General features: G+C 38.6%; 29 protein-coding genes and 1 pseudogene. 9 read left to right on the top strand and 21 right to left on the bottom strand.

Annotation, left to right across the window (positions count from 1 at the left end; genetic code table 11):
- Window positions 1–2: 2 nt before the first annotated feature.
- On the top strand, window positions 3–1,064 hold the full coding sequence (locus QMN06_RS03945; RefSeq protein ID WP_281971233.1) for an isocitrate/isopropylmalate family dehydrogenase: 1,062 nt from the start codon (window positions 3–5) through the stop codon (window positions 1,062–1,064).
- Here the strand turns inward: QMN06_RS03945 and QMN06_RS03940 are convergent.
- The 7 genes from QMN06_RS03940 to QMN06_RS03910 are packed head-to-tail and all read right to left on the bottom strand — an operon-like array spanning window position 1,061 to window position 7,460.
- The gene (locus tag QMN06_RS03940; protein WP_281971232.1) at window positions 1,061–2,719 is read right to left on the bottom strand and encodes a UbiD family decarboxylase; all 1,659 of its coding nucleotides are present in this window, start codon (window positions 2,717–2,719) and stop codon (window positions 1,061–1,063) included. The genes QMN06_RS03945 and QMN06_RS03940 overlap by 4 nt on opposite strands.
- Before the next feature lie 18 nt (window positions 2,720–2,737).
- A complete protein-coding gene (locus QMN06_RS03935; protein ID WP_281971231.1) occupies window positions 2,738–3,694 on the bottom strand; it encodes a tripartite tricarboxylate transporter substrate binding protein in 957 nt (318 codons plus the stop codon).
- Window positions 3,695–3,704: 10 nt separating this feature from the next.
- Window positions 3,705–4,439: an enoyl-CoA hydratase/isomerase family protein gene (locus QMN06_RS03930; protein ID WP_281971230.1), complete on the bottom strand. Its 735-nt coding sequence runs from the start codon at window positions 4,437–4,439 to the stop codon at window positions 3,705–3,707.
- A gap of 21 nt (window positions 4,440–4,460) precedes the next feature.
- Window positions 4,461–4,958, bottom strand: coding sequence for an aromatic-ring-hydroxylating dioxygenase subunit beta (locus QMN06_RS03925; protein WP_281971229.1), 498 nt, complete (start codon window positions 4,956–4,958; stop codon window positions 4,461–4,463).
- Window positions 4,955–6,211 carry a Rieske 2Fe-2S domain-containing protein gene (locus tag QMN06_RS03920; RefSeq protein ID WP_281971228.1) on the bottom strand — a complete coding sequence of 419 codons (1,257 nt, stop codon included), beginning with the start codon at window positions 6,209–6,211 and terminating at the stop codon, window positions 4,955–4,957. Before QMN06_RS03920 ends, QMN06_RS03925 begins: the two co-directional genes overlap by 4 nt.
- A gap of 14 nt (window positions 6,212–6,225) precedes the next feature.
- Entirely contained in the window at window positions 6,226–7,191 is a 966-nt protein-coding gene (locus tag QMN06_RS03915) for a tripartite tricarboxylate transporter substrate binding protein (RefSeq protein WP_281971227.1), read from the bottom strand.
- A 56-nt stretch (window positions 7,192–7,247) separates the two neighbouring features.
- Window positions 7,248–7,460: a DUF3820 family protein gene (locus QMN06_RS03910; RefSeq protein WP_281971226.1), complete on the bottom strand. Its 213-nt coding sequence runs from the start codon at window positions 7,458–7,460 to the stop codon at window positions 7,248–7,250.
- 44 nt (window positions 7,461–7,504) lie between these two features.
- Between QMN06_RS03910 and QMN06_RS03905 the strand changes: the two genes are divergently transcribed.
- Together QMN06_RS03905 and QMN06_RS03900 are read left to right on the top strand one after the other, a co-directional pair.
- Entirely contained in the window at window positions 7,505–7,714 is a 210-nt protein-coding gene (locus QMN06_RS03905) for a hypothetical protein (RefSeq protein WP_281971225.1), read from the top strand.
- Between the two features lie 16 nt (window positions 7,715–7,730).
- On the top strand, window positions 7,731–8,219 hold the full coding sequence (locus QMN06_RS03900) for a VOC family protein (RefSeq protein WP_281971224.1): 489 nt from the start codon (window positions 7,731–7,733) through the stop codon (window positions 8,217–8,219).
- On the opposite strand, the gene QMN06_RS03895 is transcribed toward QMN06_RS03900, so the two are convergent.
- From QMN06_RS03895 to QMN06_RS03870, 6 genes are all read right to left on the bottom strand, one after another.
- On the bottom strand, window positions 8,216–8,968 hold the full coding sequence (locus tag QMN06_RS03895) for a substrate-binding domain-containing protein (RefSeq protein WP_281971223.1): 753 nt from the start codon (window positions 8,966–8,968) through the stop codon (window positions 8,216–8,218). The two genes, QMN06_RS03900 and QMN06_RS03895, sit on opposite strands and share 4 nt — an antisense overlap.
- Before the next feature lie 8 nt (window positions 8,969–8,976).
- The gene (locus tag QMN06_RS03890; protein WP_281971222.1) at window positions 8,977–9,549 is read right to left on the bottom strand and encodes a cupin domain-containing protein; all 573 of its coding nucleotides are present in this window, start codon (window positions 9,547–9,549) and stop codon (window positions 8,977–8,979) included.
- 118 nt (window positions 9,550–9,667) lie between these two features.
- Complete coding sequence (locus tag QMN06_RS03885; RefSeq protein ID WP_281971221.1) at window positions 9,668–12,280, bottom strand: hybrid sensor histidine kinase/response regulator; 2,613 nt, start codon at window positions 12,278–12,280, stop codon at window positions 9,668–9,670.
- Between the two features lie 91 nt (window positions 12,281–12,371).
- Window positions 12,372–12,788, bottom strand: a complete 417-nt coding sequence (locus QMN06_RS03880; RefSeq protein ID WP_281971220.1) for a hypothetical protein — start codon at window positions 12,786–12,788, stop codon at window positions 12,372–12,374.
- Window positions 12,789–12,985: 197 nt separating this feature from the next.
- Entirely contained in the window at window positions 12,986–13,966 is a 981-nt protein-coding gene (locus QMN06_RS03875; RefSeq protein WP_281971219.1) for a tripartite tricarboxylate transporter substrate binding protein, read from the bottom strand.
- 22 nt (window positions 13,967–13,988) lie between these two features.
- A complete protein-coding gene (locus tag QMN06_RS03870) occupies window positions 13,989–14,864 on the bottom strand; it encodes a tripartite tricarboxylate transporter substrate binding protein (RefSeq protein ID WP_281971218.1) in 876 nt (291 codons plus the stop codon).
- A 145-nt stretch (window positions 14,865–15,009) separates the two neighbouring features.
- Here QMN06_RS03870 and QMN06_RS03865 point away from each other — a divergent pair, with 145 nt between their 5' ends.
- Entirely contained in the window at window positions 15,010–15,987 is a 978-nt protein-coding gene (locus QMN06_RS03865) for a tripartite tricarboxylate transporter substrate binding protein (RefSeq protein ID WP_281971217.1), read from the top strand.
- Here QMN06_RS03865 and QMN06_RS03860 read toward each other — a convergent pair.
- Window positions 15,974–17,326 (bottom strand): MmgE/PrpD family protein, encoded by a 1,353-nt coding sequence (locus tag QMN06_RS03860; RefSeq protein ID WP_281971216.1) that lies wholly within the window; start codon window positions 17,324–17,326, stop codon window positions 15,974–15,976. The genes QMN06_RS03865 and QMN06_RS03860 overlap by 14 nt on opposite strands.
- Window positions 17,327–17,436: 110 nt before the next feature.
- On the opposite strand from QMN06_RS03860, the gene QMN06_RS03855 reads away from it, so the two are divergent.
- From QMN06_RS03855 to QMN06_RS12500, 4 genes and pseudogenes are all read left to right on the top strand, one after another.
- Window positions 17,437–18,333: an NAD(P)-dependent oxidoreductase gene (locus QMN06_RS03855; RefSeq protein ID WP_281971214.1), complete on the top strand. Its 897-nt coding sequence runs from the start codon at window positions 17,437–17,439 to the stop codon at window positions 18,331–18,333.
- A gap of 2 nt (window positions 18,334–18,335) precedes the next feature.
- Window positions 18,336–19,130 carry an N-acyl homoserine lactonase family protein gene (locus tag QMN06_RS03850; protein ID WP_281971213.1) on the top strand — a complete coding sequence of 265 codons (795 nt, stop codon included), beginning with the start codon at window positions 18,336–18,338 and terminating at the stop codon, window positions 19,128–19,130.
- 95 nt (window positions 19,131–19,225) lie between these two features.
- Window positions 19,226–19,585: a tripartite tricarboxylate transporter substrate-binding protein gene (locus QMN06_RS12505; RefSeq protein ID WP_348649141.1), complete on the top strand. Its 360-nt coding sequence runs from the start codon at window positions 19,226–19,228 to the stop codon at window positions 19,583–19,585.
- A gap of 35 nt (window positions 19,586–19,620) precedes the next feature.
- Window positions 19,621–20,106, top strand: a pseudogene (locus QMN06_RS12500) (tripartite tricarboxylate transporter substrate-binding protein); the annotation flags it as partial.
- A 4-nt stretch (window positions 20,107–20,110) separates the two neighbouring features.
- Here QMN06_RS12500 and QMN06_RS03840 read toward each other — a convergent pair.
- Window positions 20,111–20,485 (bottom strand): cupin domain-containing protein, encoded by a 375-nt coding sequence (locus QMN06_RS03840; RefSeq protein ID WP_281971212.1) that lies wholly within the window; start codon window positions 20,483–20,485, stop codon window positions 20,111–20,113.
- A 26-nt stretch (window positions 20,486–20,511) separates the two neighbouring features.
- Entirely contained in the window at window positions 20,512–21,474 is a 963-nt protein-coding gene (locus QMN06_RS03835) for a tripartite tricarboxylate transporter substrate binding protein (protein WP_281971211.1), read from the bottom strand.
- Window positions 21,475–21,571: 97 nt separating this feature from the next.
- On the opposite strand from QMN06_RS03835, the gene QMN06_RS03830 reads away from it, so the two are divergent.
- The gene (locus tag QMN06_RS03830) at window positions 21,572–22,675 is read left to right on the top strand and encodes a patatin-like phospholipase family protein (RefSeq protein WP_281971210.1); all 1,104 of its coding nucleotides are present in this window, start codon (window positions 21,572–21,574) and stop codon (window positions 22,673–22,675) included.
- Window positions 22,676–22,695: 20 nt separating this feature from the next.
- Here the strand turns inward: QMN06_RS03830 and QMN06_RS03825 are convergent, their stop codons facing one another.
- The 5 genes from QMN06_RS03825 to QMN06_RS03805 all read right to left on the bottom strand — a co-directional run bounded on the left by QMN06_RS03825 (window position 22,696) and on the right by QMN06_RS03805 (window position 26,552).
- Window positions 22,696–23,175 (bottom strand): arsenate reductase ArsC, encoded by a 480-nt coding sequence (locus QMN06_RS03825; RefSeq protein WP_281971209.1) that lies wholly within the window; start codon window positions 23,173–23,175, stop codon window positions 22,696–22,698.
- 75 nt (window positions 23,176–23,250) lie between these two features.
- Entirely contained in the window at window positions 23,251–23,967 is a 717-nt protein-coding gene (locus QMN06_RS03820) for an ABC transporter ATP-binding protein (RefSeq protein ID WP_281971208.1), read from the bottom strand.
- Window positions 23,960–24,709 carry an ABC transporter ATP-binding protein gene (locus QMN06_RS03815; RefSeq protein WP_281971206.1) on the bottom strand — a complete coding sequence of 250 codons (750 nt, stop codon included), beginning with the start codon at window positions 24,707–24,709 and terminating at the stop codon, window positions 23,960–23,962. The genes QMN06_RS03820 and QMN06_RS03815 overlap by 8 nt, the downstream gene beginning before the upstream one ends.
- Window positions 24,706–25,680, bottom strand: a complete 975-nt coding sequence (locus tag QMN06_RS03810; protein WP_281971204.1) for a branched-chain amino acid ABC transporter permease — start codon at window positions 25,678–25,680, stop codon at window positions 24,706–24,708. The genes QMN06_RS03815 and QMN06_RS03810 overlap by 4 nt, the downstream gene beginning before the upstream one ends.
- The gene (locus QMN06_RS03805) at window positions 25,677–26,552 is read right to left on the bottom strand and encodes a branched-chain amino acid ABC transporter permease (RefSeq protein WP_281971202.1); all 876 of its coding nucleotides are present in this window, start codon (window positions 26,550–26,552) and stop codon (window positions 25,677–25,679) included. The genes QMN06_RS03810 and QMN06_RS03805 overlap by 4 nt, the downstream gene beginning before the upstream one ends.
- Window positions 26,553–26,587 lie beyond the last annotated feature (35 nt).

Here is a 26,587-nt window from a genome sequence, read left to right as displayed (position 1 = left end):
TTATGAAAATTGTTGTTATTCCAGGGGATGGTATCGGTCCCGAAACCATGGCTGTCTGTACTCAAGTTTTAGAAGCAGTTTCAGATAAACTTCATCTTCAATTACAGCTAGTTCCTGAGATAGCCGGTCATGATAGTTTAAAAAAATATCAAGCAACTGTAACCCCAGAATTACTTGCTAAAGTAAAAGATGCTGATGGTCTCATGTTAGGACCAATGGCTACATTTGACTTCAAAGATGAATCAAAAGGTGAGATTAATCCTTCTAAATATTTTCGTAAGCAATTAGATTTATACGCCAATATTCGTCCTGCGAAAACTTTTCCAAATATTCCAACGCGTATGAATCCCTTTGACCTGGCTGTGGTTCGAGAAAATACAGAAGGGTTTTATGCAGATCGTAATGTAGAGTCAGGCAATAGTGAGATTTTGGTAACTCCAGAAGTCGGTATCGCTCTGCGAAGGATTACACGCCTATGTTGTGACCGAATTGCTAAATCAGCTTTTGAATTAGCGATGACAAGAAAAAAACATGTGTCGATAATTCACAAAGCAAATGTTTTAAGAATCACCGATGGCATGTTTATGGATAGTTGCTATAACGTCGCAAAAAACTACCCCGAAGTCACGGTTGATGAATTTATTGTAGATGCCATGATGGCTCACGTTGTTAGAAATCCTGAGCGTTTTGATACGATTGTGACGACAAATATGTTTGGTGATATTCTTTCCGATTTGACGGCGGAATTATCCGGCAGCCTTGGCTTAGGCGGATCTCTCAATGCTGGTGACTTATACGCGATGGGTCAAGCTGCGCATGGTTCCGCCCCTGATATTGCAGGAAAAGATATTGCCAATCCTTTTTCTCTCATTACCTCAGCAAGCATGCTCTTAAATTGGTTAGGGCAAAGACATCAACTGCCAACTTATATCCAAGCCGCAAAATTAATCGACTTATGTATGGAGCAAGCAATTGACGCTAAGGAAACGACTAAGGATATTGGTGGATCTCTTGGCACAAAACAAACTGGACAACTTTTTATTCAACGAATGAAAGCTGCTTAATCTGTATTGGGGGTTTTCTTTACTGGCATGTTCGGAATTGCATCGTAACTTCTCCTATCGATGTAGTCCTGATCTCTCTCCATCCATAAACCCTTAGTGGCGTCTAGGGCATTCTTATCCCATTGCTCACTCCAGTCGCCTAGATCATATCCGTACCAAGGAGACTCAGGTCTTAATTCAGGTAAACCAAGTTTTTCCCATAACTTTTTGGCATTTTCCATATATTCTTTTTTAGGAAGCGCTAGAGGAGGCATTGGATACTTCATCGTGGCATCGATGAGCATTGCAGAATCAATCTCAGGCGTATATTCGCTTCTAGGCCCATGCCCCATCTCTCTATACCGAACAATTTGTATATCTTGCCCAGGATCACAGCGGTAGGACATTGCCCACAAAACAGCGTCTATGTTATTCGGATCAATGTCTTCATCAATCGCAATCACAAATTTTCCAATGGCTGCCTGCAATGTCATCGTGCCATTTAAGGCACGCCATATTTCAGTTTTAGCAGTTCCTCTTGCAAACTGTAAGAAAACCACTTTACGTAAATTAGTAAGTGCTTCGTGTAGCGTGACTTTTTTAATCCCTTTAATGGATAATCGGTTTTTTAAATGGCTAAGGTATAAAGGCTCGTATGCTAATTTTTTTATAACACTTGACTCACTCGGTGTGACTTGCGAGATGATGGACATGATCGTCGCTTTTTTTCGCCGAGTGATGGCAGTTACTGTAACAGCGGTATTGTAGTCCTCCAGAGCGACATAGCCATGCGATTCACCAAAAGGCCCCTCAGGCTCCAGAAATTCTGTATCAACGAATCCTTCTATTACAACTTCTGATTCGGCTGGCACCAAAATATCTACCGTATGACCCTTTACCGCTCGAATAGGCTCACCAGCCAAACCACCCGCAACAGAAAGCTCATCTAAACCGATTGGAAGTTTTTGTGGTCCTTGGAAATTAACGAAAGGAGGACAGCCAATCACAATTGCGACTGGCATCTTCTCTCCCCTTGCTTTGTATTTCCGCCAATGCTCTAAACCACCCGCTCTCAAATTAGCAAGCATCATCATCCCAAGTCGGGTAGGTGATTTGATTTGCCCACGATATGTTCCCATATTCTGAACACCTGTATCTGGATCGCGGGTAGTTACACAAGCTGCAGTGATATAAGGAGCAGCATCAAAACCTGGCGTTGAAATTGGAAAAGGAATAGACTCTAAGCCGTTCCCAGAACCCTCTAAGTCTCGACCTTGAATAATCATCTCGTGACATGCTGCATCTTTAGAATCAACAATCATCGGCGGTATGGGATTGGCAATTGCTCTCTCCCAAGCAGGTCCAATATCTTCAAAATTAGCTACATTCATGCCAATTCGATATATTTCTGGATTTGCAGCTAATGCTCCTACGACTACATCAATATCATAGCGCCTGCCTTTACTATCCACTACATTTGTAAATAAAAAAGCCTTTCTCTTTTCTTCCGCTATACCGCCACGAAATTGCCATCTCACTAATGGATGTAACTCTGTATCTTTATTAACTGGCTCATCAATTCTACAAAGCAAACCGGCTTGGTCAAGCCGTTCTATATGTTGTCCTAAATCAACATAACCAAACTGCTTATTTTGTAAGGGATCATTTTTATTCATTGTATCTTTCATTAAAAATTATTCTGGTTTGATATTTGCTTTGTTATAAATATCTTTATTACGTTTAAATTCTTTTGTAATATGCTTTGCTGTATCTTCAGAAGAAACCCAAGCAGTATTAACCCCCAACTCTATAAGCCTTTGTTGTAATTCAGGGTCTTCACTGACTTTTTTTAATTGTTGGCTGATTTTTGATACTTGCGAAGAAGGCACCCCTTTAGGCCCCCAAAAACCATAAGAGTTCTCTAACTCAAATCCTGGCATACCAGCCTCTGCGGTTGTAGGAATATCTTGCAAAGGTGAAAAACGATTTTTAGATGTTACTGCTAAAGCCTTTAATTTACCCGCCTTAATAAGAGGCATCACTGCAAGGGGTGTAACTACCATTAAATTCACATGGCCTCCAGCCAAGTCAGTTACTGCAGGACCAGTACCACGATAATTAATCGTTGATAACGATAAATTAGTTTTCGACTTAAATATTTCTGCACCAAGTTGTGGAGATGAGCCCGCACCTGAAATCGCAAAATTAAATTTCTCAGGATTGAGTTTAATTTCATCGATCAATTGCGTCAAATTGTTAGATTTAACAGAATCTGGATTCACAACAAATATTAATGGCGCTTTAGCAACAAGGGATATAGGGGTGAAGTCATTAATCGCATCATATGGAACAGATTTAATCACCAACGAAGCCATTGAATGAACATCTGCACTAAATAATAAAGTTTTACCATCAGGCTTAGATTTAGCTACATGTGATGCCCCAATAACCCCATTTGCACCACTTATATTTTCAACGATCCAATTCTCATTAAATTTTTCACTAACATATTTGCTATAAACACGAGCAATATTATCTACATTACCACCAGGCGCATACGGAACAATAATCTTAACAATATTGGATTGAGCATTTGCATAGTTAAAAGTAAAAATATGGAATGCCAAAAAAATCATGATATTTTTTAACATATTGAACCTATTACTTTGAACTCAATACTAATGCTAAGGAATTTTTTGCATAATTTGCTGCTTGACCAAACTCATCCAATCGACAATTTGCCAAAAAGTCTTTAACCGTAGCTAATGCAGGAATCGATCTCGCTCTTAACTGGGTAAGCAGTTTGTCTTGAGCAAGTAATAATTCATTGAGTAGCACTACTTCACTCACTAAACCAATTTGACAAGCCCTTTGGGCAGAAATATGCGCATTTGTATAGACAAGCCAACTGAGTGCCTTTGGCCCCACTCGATCCATGACTGTTGCCATTGCTAAAGTTGGCGGCATATCTACTAATAATTCAGGAAAAGAAAATTGTGCATTATCGGCCGCGATAGTGATATCAGCTGATCCTGCTAAAGCAGCGCCAAAACCATTAGCCTCCCCTTGAACAATAGCAACTACGGGAACTTGTATAGCACGCAGTGCAGAATAGACTTTGGTAATTGGCCCCATCATTTTTTCCCTGAGCTGAAGAGGCGTTGGTGGAGTTTCATTCGCTTTTTTCCCACCATCTCGGCCTTGACAAAAATGCTCGCCATGTGCATTTATCACGACCGCTTTCAATGAATGATCTAGGCTAGCTTGTTCTAGTAACTCGCCTAATCTGGTAACAACAGATTGTGGAATCTTGTTGCCGGTATCTGGCATGTTTAAAGTGATAAATGAAACTTGATCAATCGTCTGAAACAATACATTTTCTAACTGTTGTTGCATAAAATTCCCTAAAAATTAAATTTAAACTGGATAAACTAATGAGGTTGGTAAAAGTATTGAATCATAAATACAAATACGATTTCGAAATTTATATTGACCTTCCTCAACCACTATTTCATCCAGATATCTTCCAGATAATAAAATTTGAGTTTTGTAATCAACCACAGTTTCCGCTATCAATACATTAGCCTGTGAGTAAATCACATCATCTTTTATTTGATTAATTGTGACTCCAGAAATTAAATGCCTTAAGTATCTAGGGCGATATAAAGTTGAATCTCTCAATGCTAAAACTCGATCTCGTAACATGGCTTTGCTATCACTATGCCACACAGCAATCGGCATATCCAACTCATGATTCTCACGCGAAATGATTCTATACAAACATTCCTCAGAAAAAAATGAAAGCCACTTATCAAGATTATCTTGATCTAATGCCAAAGCATATTCGTTGTTGAGGGTTTGTATTTTGTGATTTAAAACAATTGCTTCTAATTCTGCCGGTAAAATTTGATTCATAAACCCATTACCTTTGCATAATGTTGATAAAACCCTCTTATTGCAACTTCTGTAATCATGTGTTCCGTGTCTTTAATTTCTCGACCACCCATCTCCAATACAACTTGATCATTATCATAAGGAAACATTCCCGACTGTGACATAGCTAAGACTTCACTATCATCAACGGATACCAAGCCAGATGGCCCCATTAAATTAGCTTGACGAACACGCCGTTTAATCATCTCCTCACTATCACTAGCATAACCAAAAAAGGTCCAATGCAATTCAAATACTCCAGGACTTCTTGTAACAATTTGACGCATAGCTAAGGTATTGGATTGTTGTTGAACAATGATATTGGGAAATAAAGTTAACATCACCACACTATTGTTCCCAGGGAATTCTTTTACAACATCAAGTAAATCTGGATCCTCTAAAGTGAAATTACTTCTTAAATTATTTTTCATCTCTTGAGCTGCTTCAGCAGTAGCTTGACCAGCTCGCCGACTAATTAAAGCACTATGACGACCTGTTTCGTCCATTTCCACAGCAGACTCTTGATCCATCCTAAATAAACCAAATGTCATTAAAAAAACATGTAAAACACTTGCGTGATAAGGATCTTTAATATTTTCAAACATTAACTTCCAATTACAATCGATGCTTTGCCTTTCATACCCAAGTACTTTTAATTCTCGACCATCAAATACTCGATCAAAGTAACTCAGCATGTTAGTTCCAATGTATTCCTCGAAGGGCTCTACATGATGATCAAAGCTAGCAAAAATAACACCATGTCGACTATGGACTTTTAGGGATCTAACCGAGTGCTCATTTAAGTCAAAATCATCCGGCATGCCACCTTGTTTCTTATAACCTCGGCGAAAAGGAATACCCACTAATTTGCCTTTGAGATCATAATTCCACTGATGATATGGACATGTAAAACTTTGTGCATTCCCTCTAGACTCTTTACAAAAGGCGACGCCCCGATGTGCACAACTATTAGCAATCACATTGATTGAGCTATCTTTGTCTCGGACTACGATGACGGGTCTATCACCTATGGAAGTTTTTACAAAATCACCTGGATTGGGAATTTCAGTTTCTAGTGCAACATAGTTCCATGTTGCACCGCCAAATATTTTTTCTTGTTCCCTACGGTAAATTTCATCATCGGTATATACCCAAAAAGGCACCCTTGTGGCACCTCCTTCAGGCCAACGATAATCTGAAGGTGTTCGAGATAATTTACGTATTACTTGTTCCACTGATAACTCTCCATTTACTTTGGTAATATGCCAGCTTTTTTAGCCGTATTTTTTAATGATTCCGCATCTTTATCCAACGCTTTTTTAAATGCTTCGGATCCTTGCCCTATAGGTTCTACACCAATCACGGCCAGCTTTTGAATCATTTCTGGCTCTTTCATGATTTCGGCAAATTCAGAATTTAACTTATCAATCGCTATTTGCGGAGTTCCTGGCCTACCAATCACTCCTAGTAAAAATGCATAATCAAAATCTTTTATATCTTGCCCCATAGGTTTAATATTCGGCGCTAATGGGGATACGTTCGCACTTGCTGAAGCTAATATACGAACACGATCACTTGCTACAAATCCAGCTAACGAGGGCATTGCGGCTAATACACAATCTACCTGACCAGCAATCACCGCAGGAACAGACTGCCCAGTACCTTTATAGGGTATATGTAAAACCTTGATGCCAAACGCAATTTGCATCGCTTCAATCGTTAAATGATGTAAAGAGCCCTCACCCGAGGATCCACAACTAATTTCACCTGGCTTGCTTTTTGCTAATTGAATAAACTCTTCTAAATTTTTGGCTGGTACTTTAGGATTAACGGCGAGAAAAAATGGTGCTTTAGCCACATAAGATATGGGTAAAAAATCCTTTTTCACATCGTATGGAACTTTGCTAAATACGAGCGGTGTAATAGAGAGCATGGCACTATCTGAAAAAATAAAATGATATCCATCAGCTGGTAAATTCATTAATGCCTGCCCCGCATTGATTCCACCAGCGCCTGGTAAATTATCTATAACAACCGGTTGTCCAATTTTTTCTGACAGTCGTTGTCCAACTCGCCGTATAACTATATCGGGCAAGCCCCCTACAGCATATGGAACAATAAACTTAATCGTTCTGGTGGGGTATGCATCTGAGCCAAAAGATATATTGGCTTGAGTAGCAAAGCCAATCCAAAGAAGAAATTTTATCCACTTCATGTTTTGTCTCCTATTTTTTTAGTTTTTTATATCTAACTAATATACTACTTTTTACACTACTGATTTCGCAAATGATCAATTAAAAATTTCATTTGATTGTGATCAATCGTATGCATGAGCTCTAAAAGTTCTCCAAGTTCACCTTTGGGGAACCCTTCCCTTGCAAACCATGCCAAATAATGCCCTGGCAAATCAGCCAGTTTTATCCCAGCGTATTTGCCATAGGGCATTTCCCACTCAATTAATTTCATCAAGGATTCTGGTTGCAATGGAGTAAGCGATCAATGTTAGTATGTTTCAAGGAATAATTCATATGACAAATCATCAAAATACATTTTTACCGGGACAAAAATTACAACACGTAAAAACAGGTGGTTTTTATCGCATTTTACACTTGGCAAAAATAGAGGCTACTTTAGAAGATGCCTATGTCTATGAAGCATTGATTAACCATACCATTTGGATAAGACCCAAGTTAGAAATGGAAGATGGTAGATTTATTTCTATAATTGAAAATAATTAAATCCAAGGAGACTAAAATGCCCCTAAAATTTATGGAACATATTCTCATATTGACGCATGATCCTGAGGGAACAAGAGATTGGTTTTGTAATAATCTTGGTTTTGTGAGTGGTTACCACCCTGAATTTGGCTTCCCAGTCTATTGGCTTTATATCGGTGAACAAGATGTCGTACATATTGGTAAAGCCAAGTTCTCTGATCATCAAGATGTCTATTTAAGTACTCCACAAGATGAGGCTAATAAAGATTATTCTGGTGGTGGCAATCTAGGCTCAGGCCGTATCGACCACGTCTGCTTCAACTGCAGCGGTATGCTCGAATTTATCGAGCGCTTACAAAAAAATGGTGTGGAATATAGTGAAAGAAAAGCGCATAACTCCAATTTGTACCAATTGTTCATGCGCGAACCAATCAACGGCATCAAAGTAGAACTGAACTTTTCTGCTCAAGAAGCCATTCTTGCTGGTCGAGTTCCAAGTTGGACTGATGAAGGTGCTAATACTTAATCAATGCCTGTTCTTTTAAAAAGTACTTTGGATTTGTCAGATTGCAAATACTCAATCAATTGCTGAGTTTCTTTTGGGTGTTTTGAGCTTTTCATCACTGCCCCTGAATAATTGGTGTAATTTTGATAGTCATCCGGCAAAGGTCCAGCTAAAACAACGCCCTTGGACTCATTGAGTTTGATTTCAGCAATTGCACCAAATCCAATTTCATTCACAGTGCCACGAATCACACGTTGTATCGCATCGTCACCATTGACAAAACGCTCAGTTTTACTCTCTAACTTATCTGCTAATCCAATTTTTTTAAATAATTGATCAATGTATAAGCCCGTTGAGGCTTTGTTATAAATAAGCCGATCTGCCTGTGTAACTGCATTTCGAAATGCTTCTGGGTTATTCATAATTGGCAGAGTATTACCTTTTTTTACCATAATACCTACACCACCTTTACCAATTAAAGCCATAGTACCGTCCACTAACCTTGCTTGATTTTCTGGTCGATTCATTAGATTAGTGGCGGTCAACATGAGATCTCCACTTACATTATCAGTCAGTTTTTGCTGCAGTTGAGGCGCCGTTCCATATTCAATGACTAACCGATTCCCTGTGCTGGCTTCAAAATCCTTTGCTAATTCATGAAAAGCTGCTTCAAATGGACCGCCGCTAAATACTTTCAATTCAACCGCAAAAGATGGCTTGATGAGTAATGTGAAAATACCTATTAAAATAGTTTTGAGGAAAATTTTCATGATATTCCTTAAAAATGTTTGGCAATCTCTGGATCAAATTTCCCGTCAATTAAGACAAACAACACCTTACATGGCTTACCAGACCTGTTAGCCCAAGCATGATTGGTGCCTCTTTCGACTAAAAAGTCACCGGTTTTCATCAAGCGCTCTTCTTTATCTAAAACAATATAAATTTCACCTTCCAAAATGAGTGCGTAATCAACAGTTTCGGTGCGATGCATCAAAGGATGCCCCCCCGGTCGATAAGTCGATGCTTTATCTGTACCCATTGCCCCAAATGCGGTCTTTGCCCCATCATTATCCAGCTTTTTTAACCACTCACCCTCGGGCCCAAATTCAATAATTCTGACAACAGAGCCATTTTTAGGTGGTTCAAGTTGTAAGGGCGCCGAAGTTGGATCAGCATCATTATTAATTGGTGCCGGAGTTTCATGGGTAACCCATAAATTCGTTAGATGAAACCCCTCCCGTTTTGGGTTCGTATGCACTGAAGGAGCTGCTCCATCTTCAGTAAAAATCGCATGCCCTTGATCGTCATGTCCCGTGACGATTCTTCTGACAAAACCCTTAACATTCTCCATGGATTACCTTTATATGAATTGTTATTGAATATTTTAAATACTATTATAGTTTTTGATAGTTTTTGGGTAAATAGTATATCCCTAGGTCACGGTTATACCTGAGGTTGACCCCCATCGATCAAAGATCGTTCTCTAAATCTGTTTGTCGAATCATATTTTCTTTTATTAGTTCATCTAAAAATATTTTATAGTCCTTTTCAATTTCGGAAATTTCCATTGGGTCTACAAATAAACCCTGCTTTAATTGATGATCTAATTGAAGAAACTCATTAGCTAAATGATTTGCCCCTAACTGTGCAAACAAACCTTTTAAAGTATGGGTAATTGATTTTGCTTCAACCCAATTCCCCTCAGTAATTGAACTATATAGCTGATCAATGAACTTTGGCATCTCTTGTGTTGCCGATAATATAATATTGACGGCTAATCGACGATCTCCGCCAAGCCTCGTTAACATACCCTCTTTATCGAATATTTGAAGGACGTTTTTTGGTTCAGAATTGATTGGCGCTAAGACACTATCTTGATTAGGCAACCAACTAGTAAAGATTTTTTTAAGCTCATTAATCTCAATAGGTTTTGCTAAAAAATCCATACCCAATGTCAAATACTTTGTTCTGTCCTCAGCATATGCGTAAGCTGTAACAGCAACAATTGGAATTTTTTTCAACCCATTATTTCGCTGGAATTCTCGTATTTTTTGTGAGGCCTCAATACCATCCATTACAGGCATCTGAATATCCATCAAAATGAGATCATAATCTGGGCTCTTCATATATGCTTCTAAAGCTAATTTGCCATTAATTACTTCTTCAATAATCATTTTAGGGGCTATGCTTTTGATCATCGCAGACATAACCAATCGATTCGTTTGGTTATCCTCAGCAACAAGTACTTTTCCGATAGATTCTTGCAATTTCAAATGGTGATCTTGACCCACCGTGATCGCTTCATTTTTTTGAGGTAAATTTGCATCCATCTCCAGACATTTCACTGGAATTCTGAACCAAAAAGTCGAGCCCTTTCCAATAGTCGACACTACTCCATAAACTCCATTCATCAGATTAACTAAATTAGCGACGATGGATAAGCCCAAACCTGAGCCACTTTGAACGGACTTATTGGTAGTATTTACTTGGGAAAATGATTGAAATAGTAATTTTTGGTCATGCTCATTAATCCCCATGCCAGTATCTGTTACTGCAAACTCTAAAACCGCACGATCACCCTCTCGTGTAACTTCCTTCGCCGCAATCCGAACAAACCCCTCATCCGTAAATTTAATGGCATTATTTGCAAGGTTTGAAAGCATTTGCCGCAAACGGACGGGATCAGCTAAATACATTTGATGATTGGGTCCTAGCCAAACTTTCATTAATTCTAAGTTTTTACTTTTAGCAAGTTCAGAAAATAAATCGATCGTTTCTTGAATTAGCTCAGTCGGAACAATCGGTGATTCAAACAATTCAATCTTTCCCGCCTCTACTTTGGAAAAATCAAGAATATCGTTTAAAAGTGTTTGTAAATTTTTACCTGAATTAATAATTGTTTGAATATGATGAGTTTTATCTAAATCGCTTACTTTTTGACTTAATAGAATTTGAGCCATCCCCAAAATACCGTTCAGAGGAGTTCTAATCTCATGACTCATGGTTGCCAAAAATTTTGATTTAGTTTGGTTAGCCATTTCTGCAGAAGTTTTTAACTCTTCTAACTCTTGAAAATTAACTTCCTGCAAATTCAAAGCCCTTATAAAATATCGCATACCAATCGCAATCGCCAAAATACCAGACAAAATAACAAAAGCAATTTGGTAAGCCACTTTATACCAACCACTTAAAACCACATCCATTGGAACGATAATGACATTAATGAGTGGGTATTTTTCAACCAATCTGACGGATGATAATCTAGGCTCTGCAATTCCAGTTGTTACTCGCACATTATTTAATTGCAAGATACCATTTTTCTTTTTCTGAACTTCTATTATCTGATATGCTGCTCCCTCAGTAACCTTCATCCCAATTGCAACATCTTTAGATGGATACCTTGCCAACAAAGAAAAGTCATCTTTGAAAAGATTAATGGTTACACCAGGCCCTAAATTTTCAGCAATTTTTTCATAAAACTCAATTAAATAATCTACTGAAAAACCAACTAAAACTATTCCAACAAAGCGACCTTGAGCGTCATTAATCCGTTTACTTAAATAAAAAGTCCATTTACCATTTCCCTTATTTTTTACAGAATTACTAACATATAAAGGTAAATTTGAATTTTCTTTTTGTGCTTGAAAGTAATCTCTCTCACTTAAATTAATGCCAGTAACTGGATAAAACCTCGAAAAGTTTAGATTATCGCCATTGGCTCCAATGATTGAGACCACCTCAATTTGAGAAAGACCCATTTTTCGATTTTGTAAAATGTCAAAAACTTCTTTTGTTGACATTTTCTTTCTAAAATCATCTTCATCCTTAAACTCATATTTCGTAATTGCATTCACTAACGTGTCTAAAACGACATACCCTGTATCAATGGATTGGGATGTTTGGATAGAAAGTGACAACGTAATGCTCTCGATCTGTCGTTCCCAAGATTCAGTTTGACGTAACCTTGCTGCCTCAATTGCAATATACCCAAATAAAATCAAGGTAAGGATAAGACCCAAACCTAACCAAATCACTTTCTTAGTGGTTTGGCCGTAATTTTTGAGTAAAAAAGGAAATTTCATTTAGTTATATTCATAGTCGTATTACTAATAATATAGGCTATTTGGATGAATAAACAATCTTCAATGTTCACAAACGGCTTTAGCTACTGAACTACTGAGCAACTGAGACTGTAGGGGGTGGTATTTGTGGTGTATATGCCGAAGATGGATCTGTTTGAATAGGCTTCCAAGCTTCTGGGCAAGTCGCCACATTAGGATAAAAGTTGTTTTCTGACTCACAGAAATACCAAATGGAAGGATTGGCTGCAGTGGGAGATGGTATCTGATAATTTGAAACAGGTGGGGCCTGGATCACTATTGGTTGTTGATATATGACTGGCGGCGGATAAGGTTGATAGTAATAAGGTCGAGGATATTGAGATGCAACAACTGCGCCACCTACAAAGCCTGCTCCAACTCCCCAACCCCAACGAGGATGCCAGTTTCTATAAGCCATCGCTTCAGAAGCGACCGTTAAAGACGCTAATATGGCAATGATCGATAAAGCTTTTTTATTGAAGCCTCGCATACTAAATCCCCAATCAAAGAGTAACTTTAATTCTGAAAACAGAAACTACTTAATTCACATTCCATTAACGCTAATCGGCATTAACTAGTTGACATTTATTTTATAGAAGTTATTTTCCCCAACTGAATTGGCAGTTAGTCTCTCAAGTTAAACGAAAAATCAGAAAGAAATCCCCTTCTTTCAGGAAGGAGAGGATGTCAATCAATTTTCACATTACTTTTGGCAACCAAAGGCACCCAACGATTAATTTCATCCTGCAGAAATGCTTGTTGATCTGCTGCTGATACATTTAACATCCTGCCACCGTCTTTTTCTACTAGGGCAATAAATTCTGGGTCTTTGTTGACTTGAGCTAAGGCTTGACGCAATTTGGCAACAACTGGGGCTGGGGTATTTGCCGGAGCAAAAACACCAAACCAACTTTCTCCTTGAAATTTCGTTAATCCTGTTTCATTAATAGTGGGTAATTGCGGAAACAAGGGAGATCTCTTTTCACCTGAGGTTACAAGCCCTTTTAATCGCCCCGATTGAACAAAAGACTTGGATGCTGCCACATTATCAAAAATCATGTCCAAGCGACCTGCCATCATTTCTTGATAAGCTTGTGGTGCACCTTTGAATGGCACATGAGTTAGGCTTAGTCCTAATTGATCAGCCAAAATATTTCCCCAAACATGCTGTAATGTACCAATGCCAGCAGATCCATAGGTGAACTGTCCAGGCTTATCTTTCATTAACTTAACCATATCAGACAAAGAGTTGACGGGCAAATCTGGTCGAACGGACAATACAAATGCATTCGCTGAAATGTATCCTATGGGGATGAAATCTTTGATAGGATCGTAGGGCAAGTTTTTCATCAAGGCCTTATTCATGACCATGTTAAATAAACCACCTACTAATAATGTATAACCATCTGGTGGAGCTTTGGCAACAAACTCAGTACCAATTAAAGAACCTGCACCCGCTTTGTTTTCTACAAATGTGGATTGTGGCAAGATGTCACTTAACTTTTGCGCTACCTTTCGCCCAATAATATCAGTCCCACCTCCTGGAGCAATTGGAACAATTAACTTAATTGGATGGTTGGGGAAGTCCCCAGTTTGAGCGTTTACCTTAGAACAAACGATGAGTAACAATAAGCTTAGCTGCAGCAATAAACATGTTTTAATTTTCATTTTTTTACTCTGATTTATAAGGTTAAGGGGCTTTAATACCTGCGGATTTAACAATTTTCTCGTAAAGCTCAAGATCTGATTTCATTTCATCAGAAAAAGTTTCTGGCGATGTCGGTGTCACCAAAATACCAAGCCCACTTAGCTTTTCTTTTGTCTGCTCAGAATTTAATATTTCGTTGAGGGCTTTATTTAATTGCGCAATCACCGGCCTAGGAGTTTTTGCAGGAGCTAATAATCCTATCCAAGACATGACAGAGATATCTTTAAAGCCACTTTCTATGAAAGTTGGTACGTTGGGTAAACTCGATACGCGACTCTTTGCTGATACTGCAATTGGTTTTAATTGACCACTATCTACATACTGAGTTGCCCCAGCTAAATTAGTGAAAGCTAATGGAACATCCCCACCAATCAAGCCAATCAATGCCTGACCACCACTTTTATAAGGAATCGCAACTAAATTAGCCTTCGTTTTTTGCTTTAACAATTCCCCAGCAATATGCGGAGTTACACCGATACCTGATGTTGCATAGGATAAGCCCTTAGGCTCTTTCAAAGATAAAACAACCACATCTTTTACTGTCTTTGCAGGTAAATTGGGATTTGCCAGCAAGATAAGAGCAGCATCTCCAATCTTACCAACAGGAGAAAAATCATTCATTGTATTGAACGGAATTTTTTCAAAAATATGCGGATTAATCACTAACGTGCCATCAAAACCCACTAATAAGGTATAACCATCTGGCTCAGCTTTTGCGACATAACTGGCGCCTATGTTACCAGAGGCTCCAGACTTATTTTCTGCATAGACTTCAACGCCTAATTTTTGAGAAAGCTGTTGAGCAATATATCGCCCCCCAATATCGGTAACTCCACCGGGCGCAAATGGTATGATCAAATGTATGGGTTTATTGGGAAAATCTTTCCCTTGCGCATGTGCTTGCAAAATTAAAAAATAACTAATGAATAGAGTGATAAAACACTTTGATATAGTAGGTATTACATTCAAATGAGTGCCTCTCTTTTTTTAAATTGGAATCAATATGCTTAAGATAAATCGACTATTGCAAACGATCATTTTTGTTTTTGGTTTATCACATGTATTGTATACATCAGCTCAAGAATATCCTAATAAACCGGTAAAGGTAATCGTACCATTTGCTGTCGGTGGAGGTGCAGATATTGTTGCAAGACTCGTATTCCAGAAATTATCAATACGACTAGGACAATCTTTCGTCATTGATAATCGGGGAAGCGCGGGAGGCATTGCCGGCTCTGATGCTGTCGCAAAAGCCAGTCCTGATGGTTATACCCTTCTTCTAGGACAGACTGGTCCAAATGCCATTAATCCCTCATTATTCCCTCAAGTGCCTTATGACCCAGAAAAAGATTTTTCACCGATTATTCAACTCACTAGTTATCCCTACTTAATCGCTCTGAATAATCAAATTCCATTTAAAAATTTAACAGAATTTATTCAATCAGCTAAAAGCAATCCTGAAAAGTACTCTTTTAGTACAGCCGGCAAGGGAAGTTCTGCGCAAATCGCAGCTGAATTATTTATGCGTTCAACACAAATAAAAATGATTCATGTTCCCTACAAGGGAGCTGGTCCGGCTTTAATGGATGCAATGGCTGGTGTAGTCAGTCTTACGTTTGGTGACGCCGGATCAAGTACTCCCATGGTACAGTCCAACCGAATTAAAGGTTTAGCTGTTACTAGCAAGAATCGCTCTAAACTGCTACCGAATGTTCCAACAGTAGCGGAATCTGGTTATCCCGGATTTGAGGCTGTTGCCTGGCATGCAGTCTTGGCCCCAGCAAAAACTTCTCCAGCTATTATTAATAAATTAAACTCAGAACTCAATGAAGTTCTAAAAGATCAAGAAATTCGTGAAAAACTAATCAGCAATGGTCTTGAGATCGTTGGTGGTAGTCCTCGGGAGTTTAGTGACTATATCCACTCAGAAATTCTAAGTTATAAAAAAATTATTCAAGAAGCGAATATTAAGATTGATTAAACTGTAATTCATGCAACAGGGTTTCTACATCCTTCATTTGATCAATCGACCATGTAAGGTTGATAATTTTTTCTGGGTCTAATTTCAATTGATGATAGTCAATTTGATTTCTCAGTTTATTTTCTAAATCCTCATCAGATAATGGTCTAATGACAGACCCTTTGGCATGATCAATTTGTTTTTCAATGATTCTATCTTTACATAGCAATTGGATTTTGACACCGTCAACTGCAATTGTAGAATCGTCTATAAAAGAGACTTTCGAATAAAACGCTTGAATCTTCTCATTCTTGACTATTTCATCACTAAATTCTTTCAGACCCGCTTGACCAAAATGTAATGCCACAGAAACAGCATGTTGGCCACTGACTTGTGACTGTCTGCCATTTTCAATCGAAGGTCGATCAGTTCGTTGTTTTAATAAAGGATTACCAATAATTCGAATGGCTTGTATTGAGGATAAAAACTCACGGTTAGATTGCTCTTCATGATAGATTTCTAAACAAGCCTCAATCACAGGATTAAGGACAACACCACATGGAAATGGCTTATAGGTATTATTTAAGACTTCCCAGTGGGTTCCTAATTTTTCATTTAAATGATGTATTTGAACATGGTCGCCGAAGACCTGTAAAAAACCTCTCGCCCCCTCCAAAGGATCCTTGGGGCCATCGAAATTTTCGGCCGCGCATATTGCAGATAAAAGTCCGTTTTTTGCAGCATTGCCAACACTTAAGCTCTTTGACATCGTTCCTAGATTTTCTACTAATCCACACGCTTGTGTTGCCGCATTCCCCAATGCCCACAATATCTGTTGTTGATCTAATCCCATCAACTTCGCACTACCAATCGCTGCACCAAACACGCCACAAGTTGATGTAATATGCCACCCTTTGCTGTAATGAAATGGTGAAACAGCATTGCCAATTCGGCACTCTACTTCCATACCTAAAATGAAGGCTAATAAGAACTCCCTACCAGAGGTCATTTTTTGTTGCGCAAGCGCTAATAATGGCGCAGCAACAGGTGCTGTAGGATGAATAATCGTTGGGATATGGGTATCATCAAAGTCAAAGACATTTGCCGCCATCGCATTGATTGCAGATGCTTGCAAGATATCTAACTTGTCTTTAAATCCCATCACATTCGCCTGTGCTTGACCAGAGAACTGACTAAAAATTTGATAAGCTTTAACAATCGTTGGATCTTGATTTGAAGCAATACAAACAGCAAAATAGTTCATTAATGAACGTCGTGCTTCATGCACAACATGACTTGGTAAATCTTCGTATTGACATTGCTCAATATATTGAATTAATTCTTCTGTAATTCTTGACATCGCAAAATGATTCCTATGAATAAGTGGTGTATATTTCTAAATAAGAATAACCTAAAAATAAAGCTTTTAGGCTACAAATGAGACTTCATCTATTTAGATAGGACATGTATATGCAAAATAAAACCATTGGCGTGATTGGCCTTGGCATGATGGGAGTTCCCATGACAAATAATTTATTACAAGCTAATTTTCAGGTAAAAGGCTTTGATATAAATCCTCTAGCTCAAGAAAAAATAACTAAAAGTGCCAATTTCGAATGGTTAAATAGCCCAGAAGAAATTGCCAAAACCTGTCAGATTATTATTTTGATTCTTCCTGATAGCAAAATCATTGATCAATTACTTTGGGGTAATCATCAAGATGGTATTGTGAGTCATTTTCAAAAAGATACTTTAGTCATTGATATGAGCTCTTCAAGACCGACCAATTCAAAAATAAATGCAGAGCGTTTAAAGAGTTTGGGCTTTGGCTTTATTGATGCCCCAGTATCCGGCGGAGTTAAAAGGGCTATCGATGGCTCTTTAGCCATTATGATTGGTGGCGATGAACACCATATTCAACCAGTCATACCTGTTTTTCAAGCCCTCGGAAAAACAATTGTTCATGTGGGTACTGCAGGTGCAGGACATGCGGTTAAAGCTTTAAATAATTATGTTTCTGCAGCCGGTTTATTGGCGGTGAGTGAGGCTTTAGTTGCTGCAGAAAAGTTTGGCATTAATCCACATCTAGCCAACCAAGTTTTTAATGCCTCTTCGGGCAAGAATAATACTACGGAGGTTAAAGTAGAAAACTTTATGTTATCTGGCACTTTTAATTCTGGTTTTGCCATTGCTCTGATGCGAAAAGATATTCAAACAGCAAAAGATTTTATTGAGGAAATGCAATCACCTGGTAGCTTTTCTGAATTATGTTTTCAAGAGTGGGAGGAAGCGGAAAAGTCTCTTCAAAAAGGTGCGGATCATACGGCGATGTTTGCATATATCAAAGATAAAAATCTAGAAAGCTAACTATGAGCTTAGGTACTTGGGAAGTATTTGCTATGCGTTATGCGACGATTAGTCGTAGAAGACTAGAAAATTTTATTGTTCATGATTTACATGATGCACAAACCCAAATGGACTATTATGTTTGGTTTCTAAAAAATGATAAGGAAACTATCCTCATCGATACAGGGTTTGATCAAAAAGCTGCGAATGAAAGAAAAAGAAATCTATTACGGTGCCCAATCCAATCCTTACAAGATGCAGGTATTGCGGTTCATGAAATTAAAGATACTGTATTAACCCATGCTCACTATGATCATGCGGGTAATATAGAAAAATTAAAAAATACTCGCTTTCATCTGCAAGAACGTGAAATGTCCTATTCCACAGGTAAAGATATGCGTCATGCCTTTTGCCGGCATGCCTATGACCCCCATAATGTATGTGAACTTATTTATGCAAATTACGAAGAGCGCGTAGGTTTTCATGATGGTGTTTATGAATTACGCTCAGGAATTGAAGTCTATTGGGTTGGAGGTCATACTCGAGGTCTGCAAATCGTCAGGGTTCATACGAAAAGGGGCTGGATTGTTCTCGCCTCTGATGCAGCGCATTATTTAGAGAATCTTGTTCATCGCTCTCCTTTCCCAATCGTTGCAGACACTGTAGATATGCTCAATGCCTATGAACTGATCGAATCACTTGCTGAATCTGAACAACATATCATCCCAGGTCATGACCCTCTCGTGATGCAATCATATTCAAGGTCAGGTCCTGATCATTTAGAAATAGTCTCTTTAAGCAATCCACAACGCATATGATGAAAAAATACTCCCTTCTGGTTTTATTTATTTTCTGCAATCTGTTTAGTTTATTTACTTATGGCCAAAGTTCTTTTCCGAACAAACCGATACATATGATTATTCCCTTTCCTCCGGGAGGTTCTACGGATGTGCTTGGAAGATTACTCGGTGCCTCCATGTCAAATAATTTAAATCAAAGTGTGATTGTAGAAAACACTGGTGGTGCAGGGGGAACTATTGGCGCCAATAAGGTTGCAAAATCTCAGGCGGATGGCTATACCTTACTGTTCCACAATATGGCTCATGCAAGCGCACCCGCCCTCTATAGCAAATTAACCTATAGTCCTATCCAAGATTTTGAACCTATTGGTATCGTTACTGAAGTACCGATGATTCTTGTAGCGAGAAAAAACTTTCCAAGTAACAACCTCAATGAACTACTTGCTTATGCAAATCGAATGGCGACAAATTAAATTTCGCAAATGCTGGAGTTGGGGCAACATCTCAATTATGTGAAGCTCTCTTAAAAAGTGCAACAAATAGTAAATGGACTAGCGTACCTTACAAAGGTACGGGACCTGCACTGAATGACTTATTAGGTGGTCAAGTTGATTTAATTTGCGACCAACCAGCAAGTACCATTGCACATATTAAAGCGGGTAATCTTAAACCCATCGCTGTTGCGACAAAAAATCGTTTAAAAATCCTGCCTCAAGTACCTACATTTTCTGAGTCTGGTCTGCCAGGTTTTGAGTTAACCGTTTGGCATGGCTTATATGCCCCCAAGGGCACTCCAAAAGAAGTGATAGATCGGCTTGCGATTAGCTTAAGAGAGGCTCTTAAAGATCCAAACATCATCGATCGTTATCAAGAAATGAGTGCCTCTATTGCATCGCCCTCTCAGGCAAATCCTGAAGCTTTACAAGTCTTTTTAAAAGCGGATGTAGATCGTTGGAAAACTGCCTTAAAAGCTGCGGGAATACAGCCTGAATAATCCTCTATTTCAAATCATACTTTTCACCTGAAAAGAAATGGTTTGGACTCATAAACATAGATAAGAAAGTGGCGCCATTCGGCGCTACTGCGATATGCCTACTCCCACCTGGACGCCAAACATAAGTTCCAGGAAAAGCTTTACCCTCTTCATCCTCAAGACTTCCTTCCAACATAAATGTTTGTTCAAGTCCAGTATGTTCGTGAAAAGGGACAATCGCCCCTGGGTCCATTTGAAATAATACGGTAGACATTCCAGATATTGGTTCTGAGTACAAAACTTTAATCTTGATACCCGGAAATGGTGTTGGTGACCAAGTCATTTCATGAGGGTCAATATAGTGCGAACGAAGTGCTTCTTCAATCGGAGTGCTTGTCATTTTTTTCCTGTTAAAGGGTGATTATATTAATTAAGTGCAATGTTTTTTTCACGAATAATTTTTATCCATTCCTGAATTTGATTTTGAATGAATTGATTTCCTTCAGCAACGCTACCTTGATAAACATCACCACCAAGTTGAGAAATTCTGTCTTTCATTTCTGGACTTTGCATGGCTAAAGTGATTGCTTCGGATAGTTTCTTTACAATCGGCTCTGGGGTTCCTGATGGGGCAAAAATAGCATTCCACTCATATACTTCGTAGGCTGGAACTCCTGCCTCAGCCATGGTAGGTACATCTGGCCAGATACTAGATCTCTTTTTACTAGTGACAGCGAATACGTTTAATTTTTTTGCCTCAACATAAGTCTTTGTTGAAGCAATCGTACCAAACATGATTGGCACTTGACCTGCCATCACGTCATTTACAGCTAGAGCTCCACCCTTGTATGGAATTCCTTGCATTTTTATATCTGCCTTGATTTCAAACATAGCCCCTGCCATATGTTGTGCAGAGCCGTTGCCTGAAGTTGCATATGCAATTTCTTCGGGTTTATTTTTAGCCATCGCAATTAGCTCTTTGACATTTTTAGCTGGAAAATTGGGATTTACTAATAAGGCATTTGGAAATAATGCTAACAACCCCAAGACTTTAAAATCTCGGGTGGCATCATAAGGTAGCTTTTTGAATAAGCCTGGATTAACGGCATATGATGAAGCATCTAGCAATAAGGTATAACCATCAGGGGCACTTTTTACAACAAGCGATGCTGCTATTTGACCAGAGGCACCAGGCTTATTTTCAACAATTACTGTCGTACCTAAGGCTTTTCCTAAAGGCCCTGACAAAGATCTCGCGACAGCATCAGCTCCACCACCAGCAGGATAACTAACTACTAATGTGACAGGTTTATTAGGCCAAGTTTGTGAAAAACCCTGTTGGGAAAAGATCAATAAACCAAGAACGACAATACTATTTTTAAGATTCATCTTGTAGCTTTCTCAGGAGAAATTGCCATATTTACTAGGTATACTTTTTTTTATATTAATGCATTTTTAGTCCTCAAACCTACTAGTTGATACCCCTATGAAAAAATCATCTTTAACTAAAATTGAAATCCCAAAACAATTTAAAAAAGTACTCGCATTTCAAGGTGGCGGTGCACTAGGCGCTTACCAATTGGGTGTCTTTAAGGCATTGTATGAAAAAAGAATTGAACCTGACTGGGTCATAGGAACATCAATAGGGGCAATTAATGCCGGAATTATTACAGGCAATCCTCCTGAGTTAAGGCTAAAAAAACTACAAGAATTTTGGGATCAACTACAAAATAAAAATCGCACTTTGGCTGAAAAAAATAAATCTTTATTTAACTTTATGACCGTATCCTATGGGGTAAAAGGATTTTTTACGCCAAGCTTTTCACAATGGGTCAACCCCAACTTACCTTTAGGTATTGAAAAGGCCGCCTACTACAGCACAGACCCCCTAAGAAGTACACTCAATGAACTCATTGACATTGATTATTTAAACTCGAAAAAAGTTCGATTTACTGTAGGTGCTGTGAATGCAAATAGTGGCGAAATGCGCTATTTTGACTCTCATAAAGAAATCATTGAACTAGACCACATCCTTGCTTCTGGGGCATTACCGCCAGCATTTCCAGCCATTCGTATTGATGGGGAGCCTTATTGGGATGGGGGAATATTTTCTAATACCCCGATTGAGGCTGTATTAGACGATACCCCTAGAAATAGTTCGATTATTTTCTCCGTACAGCTTTGGAATCCAGTAAGTGAAGAACCAAAAACAATTAATGAAGTCTTATCTAAACAAAAAGATATCCAATTTTCGAGTCGTGATCATTTTTTAGACAAGGAAAAAAAAATACACCGTTTAAGACACACAATCCGACAATTGACTAGCCTTATGTCAGAGGAAGAAAAAAAAGATCCTCGAGTTCAGGAACTCATGACTTGGGGATGTGAAAGCATCATGCATATTATTCATCTCACAATAGATCGGCTCGATGGTGAAGATCAATATAAAGACATTGATTTTTCTACTCAAGGAATAGAGTCAAGGTCTCAAACTGGTTACAAAGAAACAACTCGAGCTATTGAATCAGAAATTTGGAATGCCAAACATGATGAGCATGAAGGCATTCATATTCACACCCAATTTCGTTAAAACAAATTAGGGTGCTAATCTTACTTCTTTAGATGAATGAGTTGGAGAGTTTCTTGAGTCAATGAACTTTCAGGTAAGGAGGACAATATATCAAGTCTTCTTTGAAGTTCAATTTTGACTTTTTTGAAAGCCCTTCTTTTCAATTCATCACTGCCTTGAATAAGAGCAAGATCATCAAAGGTCCAACTTGCTATGATAGGACTACCCGGCCAATAAGGTTGACCAGTCACCACAGGGCCCTCACAAACAATAATAATAAAGTCCATGTTAGGCGATTCAAAACTAGCATACTCATTCCAAAGTTTAGTCCGCAAGTTATCTCGTGGATAACCACATTCATCGGCAATTTCTAAAGCAAATGGGTTAATAGATTCTGCTGGATGTGATCCAGCAGAATAACCAACGAATTTTTTACTAATATGCGTGTTCGCAATAATTTCACCAATAATCGACCTTGCTGAATTATGTGTACAAAGAAACAATATATTATAAGTTCTCAAAAAAAATCCCTAGATTTAAAATATTATGTGTTCTATCAAATACAGATAAGAATTTACCACATTTAAATAATACGTTTAGTTTGCAGAAATTAACTTAGCTAATTGCTCAGGTTGGCTTAGCAAATCCTCACTTTTACCATGATGGGTTACTTGTCCACGATTGAGAACCAAGACTTGATCCGTGACTTGCAATGCCAATTTTGCTGACTGCTCAACTAATATAACCGTCAAATTTTCTTCTCTTATGAGCTTTTTGATGACATCCATCAACATTTGCACAATGACTGGGGCTAGACCTTCCAGGGGTTCATCTAACAAAAGTAAGCTAGGATCACAAATGAGTGCTCGCCCAACGGCCAACATCTGCTGTTCACCGCCTGATAATTGATTCCCCATATTATCTTTTCGCTCAGCTAAACGAGGGAATAACTCATACACCCTCTCCAGTGGCCAACGACCTGGTCTAGCTGCAATCAACATATTTTCTTCAACAGTTAACGATGGAAATATGTCTCTCGTTTGCGGAACATAGCCAATGCCTAGCCTAGATCGTTCATAAACGGGCAAAGATTGAATGTCCTTACCAAACAGTTCAATCCTGCCAGAATGCAAAGTGGCATGCCCCATGATAGTTGACATCAAGGTTGTCTTACCAACCCCATTCCTTCCCAAAAGGGCTAAAGAGGTGTTGGTTGGGATTTCAATATTAATATTTTCTAAAATATTTAACTCTCCATACCCGGCATGAACACCTTGTAAGCGAAGAGCTATTTTATTTTTATCTTCACTCATTGGGCTCTCCTAAATAAACTTGGTGAACTCTGGAATCATTTGCAATCTCAGCTGGAGTTCCCTCACACAAGACTGCACCTTGAACCAATACAGTAATTTTTGAGGCAAACTGAAATACCAAATCCATATCATGCTCAATCATCAAAATGGCAATATCTTTTGGTAAAACATCTAAAGCCTGCAAAATACGTCCCGATTCCATCGATGGAACTCCAGCCGCAGGTTCGTCTAAAAGTAGCACCTTAGGCTTCAAACCTAAAGAAATCGCAATTTCAACTAAACGTTGTTTACCATATGGCAATTGATTAACTCTTTCATGAGCATCATCGGCAATTCCTAAAAGACTTAAGATTTCTAGTGATTCTTCTTTTAAATGTGTAAATGCGCTTGCATTTCTCCACATTTTTTTTGAAATACCAAGACGTTCTGAAATGCCTAAAGAGACATTATCTAAAACGGTCATCTTATTAAATAATGAGTTAATCTGAAATGTTCGCCCAAGGCCCATCTTGACTCTTTGGCTTTCATTGAGTGAACTAATTTCTTGCCCCATCATTTTTACCTGTCCAGATGATGGCGTTAATCGTCCTGTTAGTAAATTGATAAATGTGGTTTTACCGGCTCCATTAGGGCCAATTAAAGCATGCCTTGCACCCGGCTCTAGTTGAAAATTAATCTGATCGGATACCGTCAAGGCTCCAAATTGTTTAGATAATCCAATCGTCTCTAGAGCTAATGTCACTTACTAGATCTCCCAAGTGCGATTAATTTGTCAAAGACTCCTAAGACTCCACCTTTGGCGAATAAAACCACAATTAATAACATCAAACCGATTCCTAAATTCCAATACTCTGGAAATTGTTTGGCTAAAAAATCCTGAGCAACTAAAAATACGATGGGTCCCACAAATGCCCCATAGATTCTGCCAACACCACCTAAAATCAACATGACAAGTATTTCGCCAGATGGTTCAAAACCTATGACATTAAGGCCTACAAATTGGTTGGTTTGTGCGATCAAAGCCCCTGCAATACCAGCAATCATCCCTGAAAAAGTGTATGCCTTCAATAGATAAGAGTTAACTGGTACGCCAATAGCTTGCATCCTTTGTTTATTCTCTTTAATTCCAGTTAGAGTAATGCCAAACGGCGAATAAATTAATCGTCTCACCAGAAACCAAAAAATAAATAAAATCCCTAAACACCATAGGTAGGCTGTTTTATTCAAAAAATCAAATTTAAATAAACCAAAAACTGGACCGATGATTACTCCAGTCAATCCATCTGCCCCACCCGTGATGGTCGTTGCCTTATTTGCCACCTCAAAACATAATGCCGCGATTGCTAGAGTTAACATTAACTGGGTTAATTTTTGTGTTCGCAAAATAATCAGGCCTGTACTCACTCCTAGCAAACCACAAACGATGGCACTCATCAGAAGAAGTAACAATGGGTCAGTTATACCCAGCTTGGCAGATAAAATCCCACAGGTATAAGCCCCAACTCCAAAAAAAGCTGCATGACCTAACGTCACCACACCAGCATATCCTGTGATCAAATCTAAAGAGAGTGCAAACAAAATATAGGTGAGTATTTGCGCGCCCAATGATAGATAATCCGGCAAAACAAAGAAAACTGCTAAAGCCAACACCCAAGTGATGAGCTCTGAAATTTTTAAGCGTGGATTGGATTGGAAGCCGACTAAATTACTCATGCACGTTTTCCCATTAAACCAAGAGGACGCCACAATAAAATTCCAATTGTCACTATATAAATTAAGAATGCACCTACTTCAGGTATCCAATATTTACACGCCGTATCGAGTACACCGATCAAGAGCGCGGCAAAAAATGGTCCTTTTAAACTACCTAATCCACCTACTGAGACAACAATCAGAAAGAACACTAATTGCTCAAAAGGGTAAGTTGGCTGAATAGCAATAATTTCTGCGCCTAAAGCCCCTCCCATACCAGCAAGACCACTTCCAACCGCAAAAGTAATGCTGAATAGCAATTTGGTATTAATCCCAATGGACTGCGCCATAGCACGGTTATCCACTGTTGCCCTAACCATTGCACCCCATTTGGTATTCTCAACACCAAACCATAAAGCGGCAATGAGGATCGTGCTAAAAATTATAATAAATACTCTATATGCTGGAAAGTCTCTTCCCATCAAGGTAAATTGATCTTTTAAGTACTCTGGCAACACCACAGGCTGTTGCAGAGTTCCGAAAATCAAACGGGCAATTGCTATTGAAATAAAAATTAAGGCAATACTAAATAAAACTTGCTCAAGTTCAGGAGCATCGTATATGTGCTTGTATAACAAACGATCAAGAAAAACACTAAAAAAAGCAACGATTAAAAATGATAGGGCAAGTGCAATTGGAAATGGGATTTGATATTTAGCCAAGGCGGTCACAAGAATATAACCACCACACATCGCAAAAACTCCGTGGGCCAAGTTAGCAATACCCATCATCCCCATTGTGATGGATAAGCCTACGGAAATGACATAAAGAACCATTCCGTAGGCAACGCCATAAAATAAGACACTAACAACGGCAGCAAAAAAAGAGTCCATTCAGTTTAATACTGATGAAAAAAAATAAAAGTTAA

This window comes from Polynucleobacter sp. SHI8 (assembly GCF_027944005.1).
Classification (GTDB): Bacteria; Pseudomonadota; Gammaproteobacteria; order Burkholderiales; family Burkholderiaceae; genus Polynucleobacter.
The sequence above is the reverse complement of the archived record's forward strand: the minus strand, read 5'-3'. Positions and strand labels throughout refer to the sequence as shown.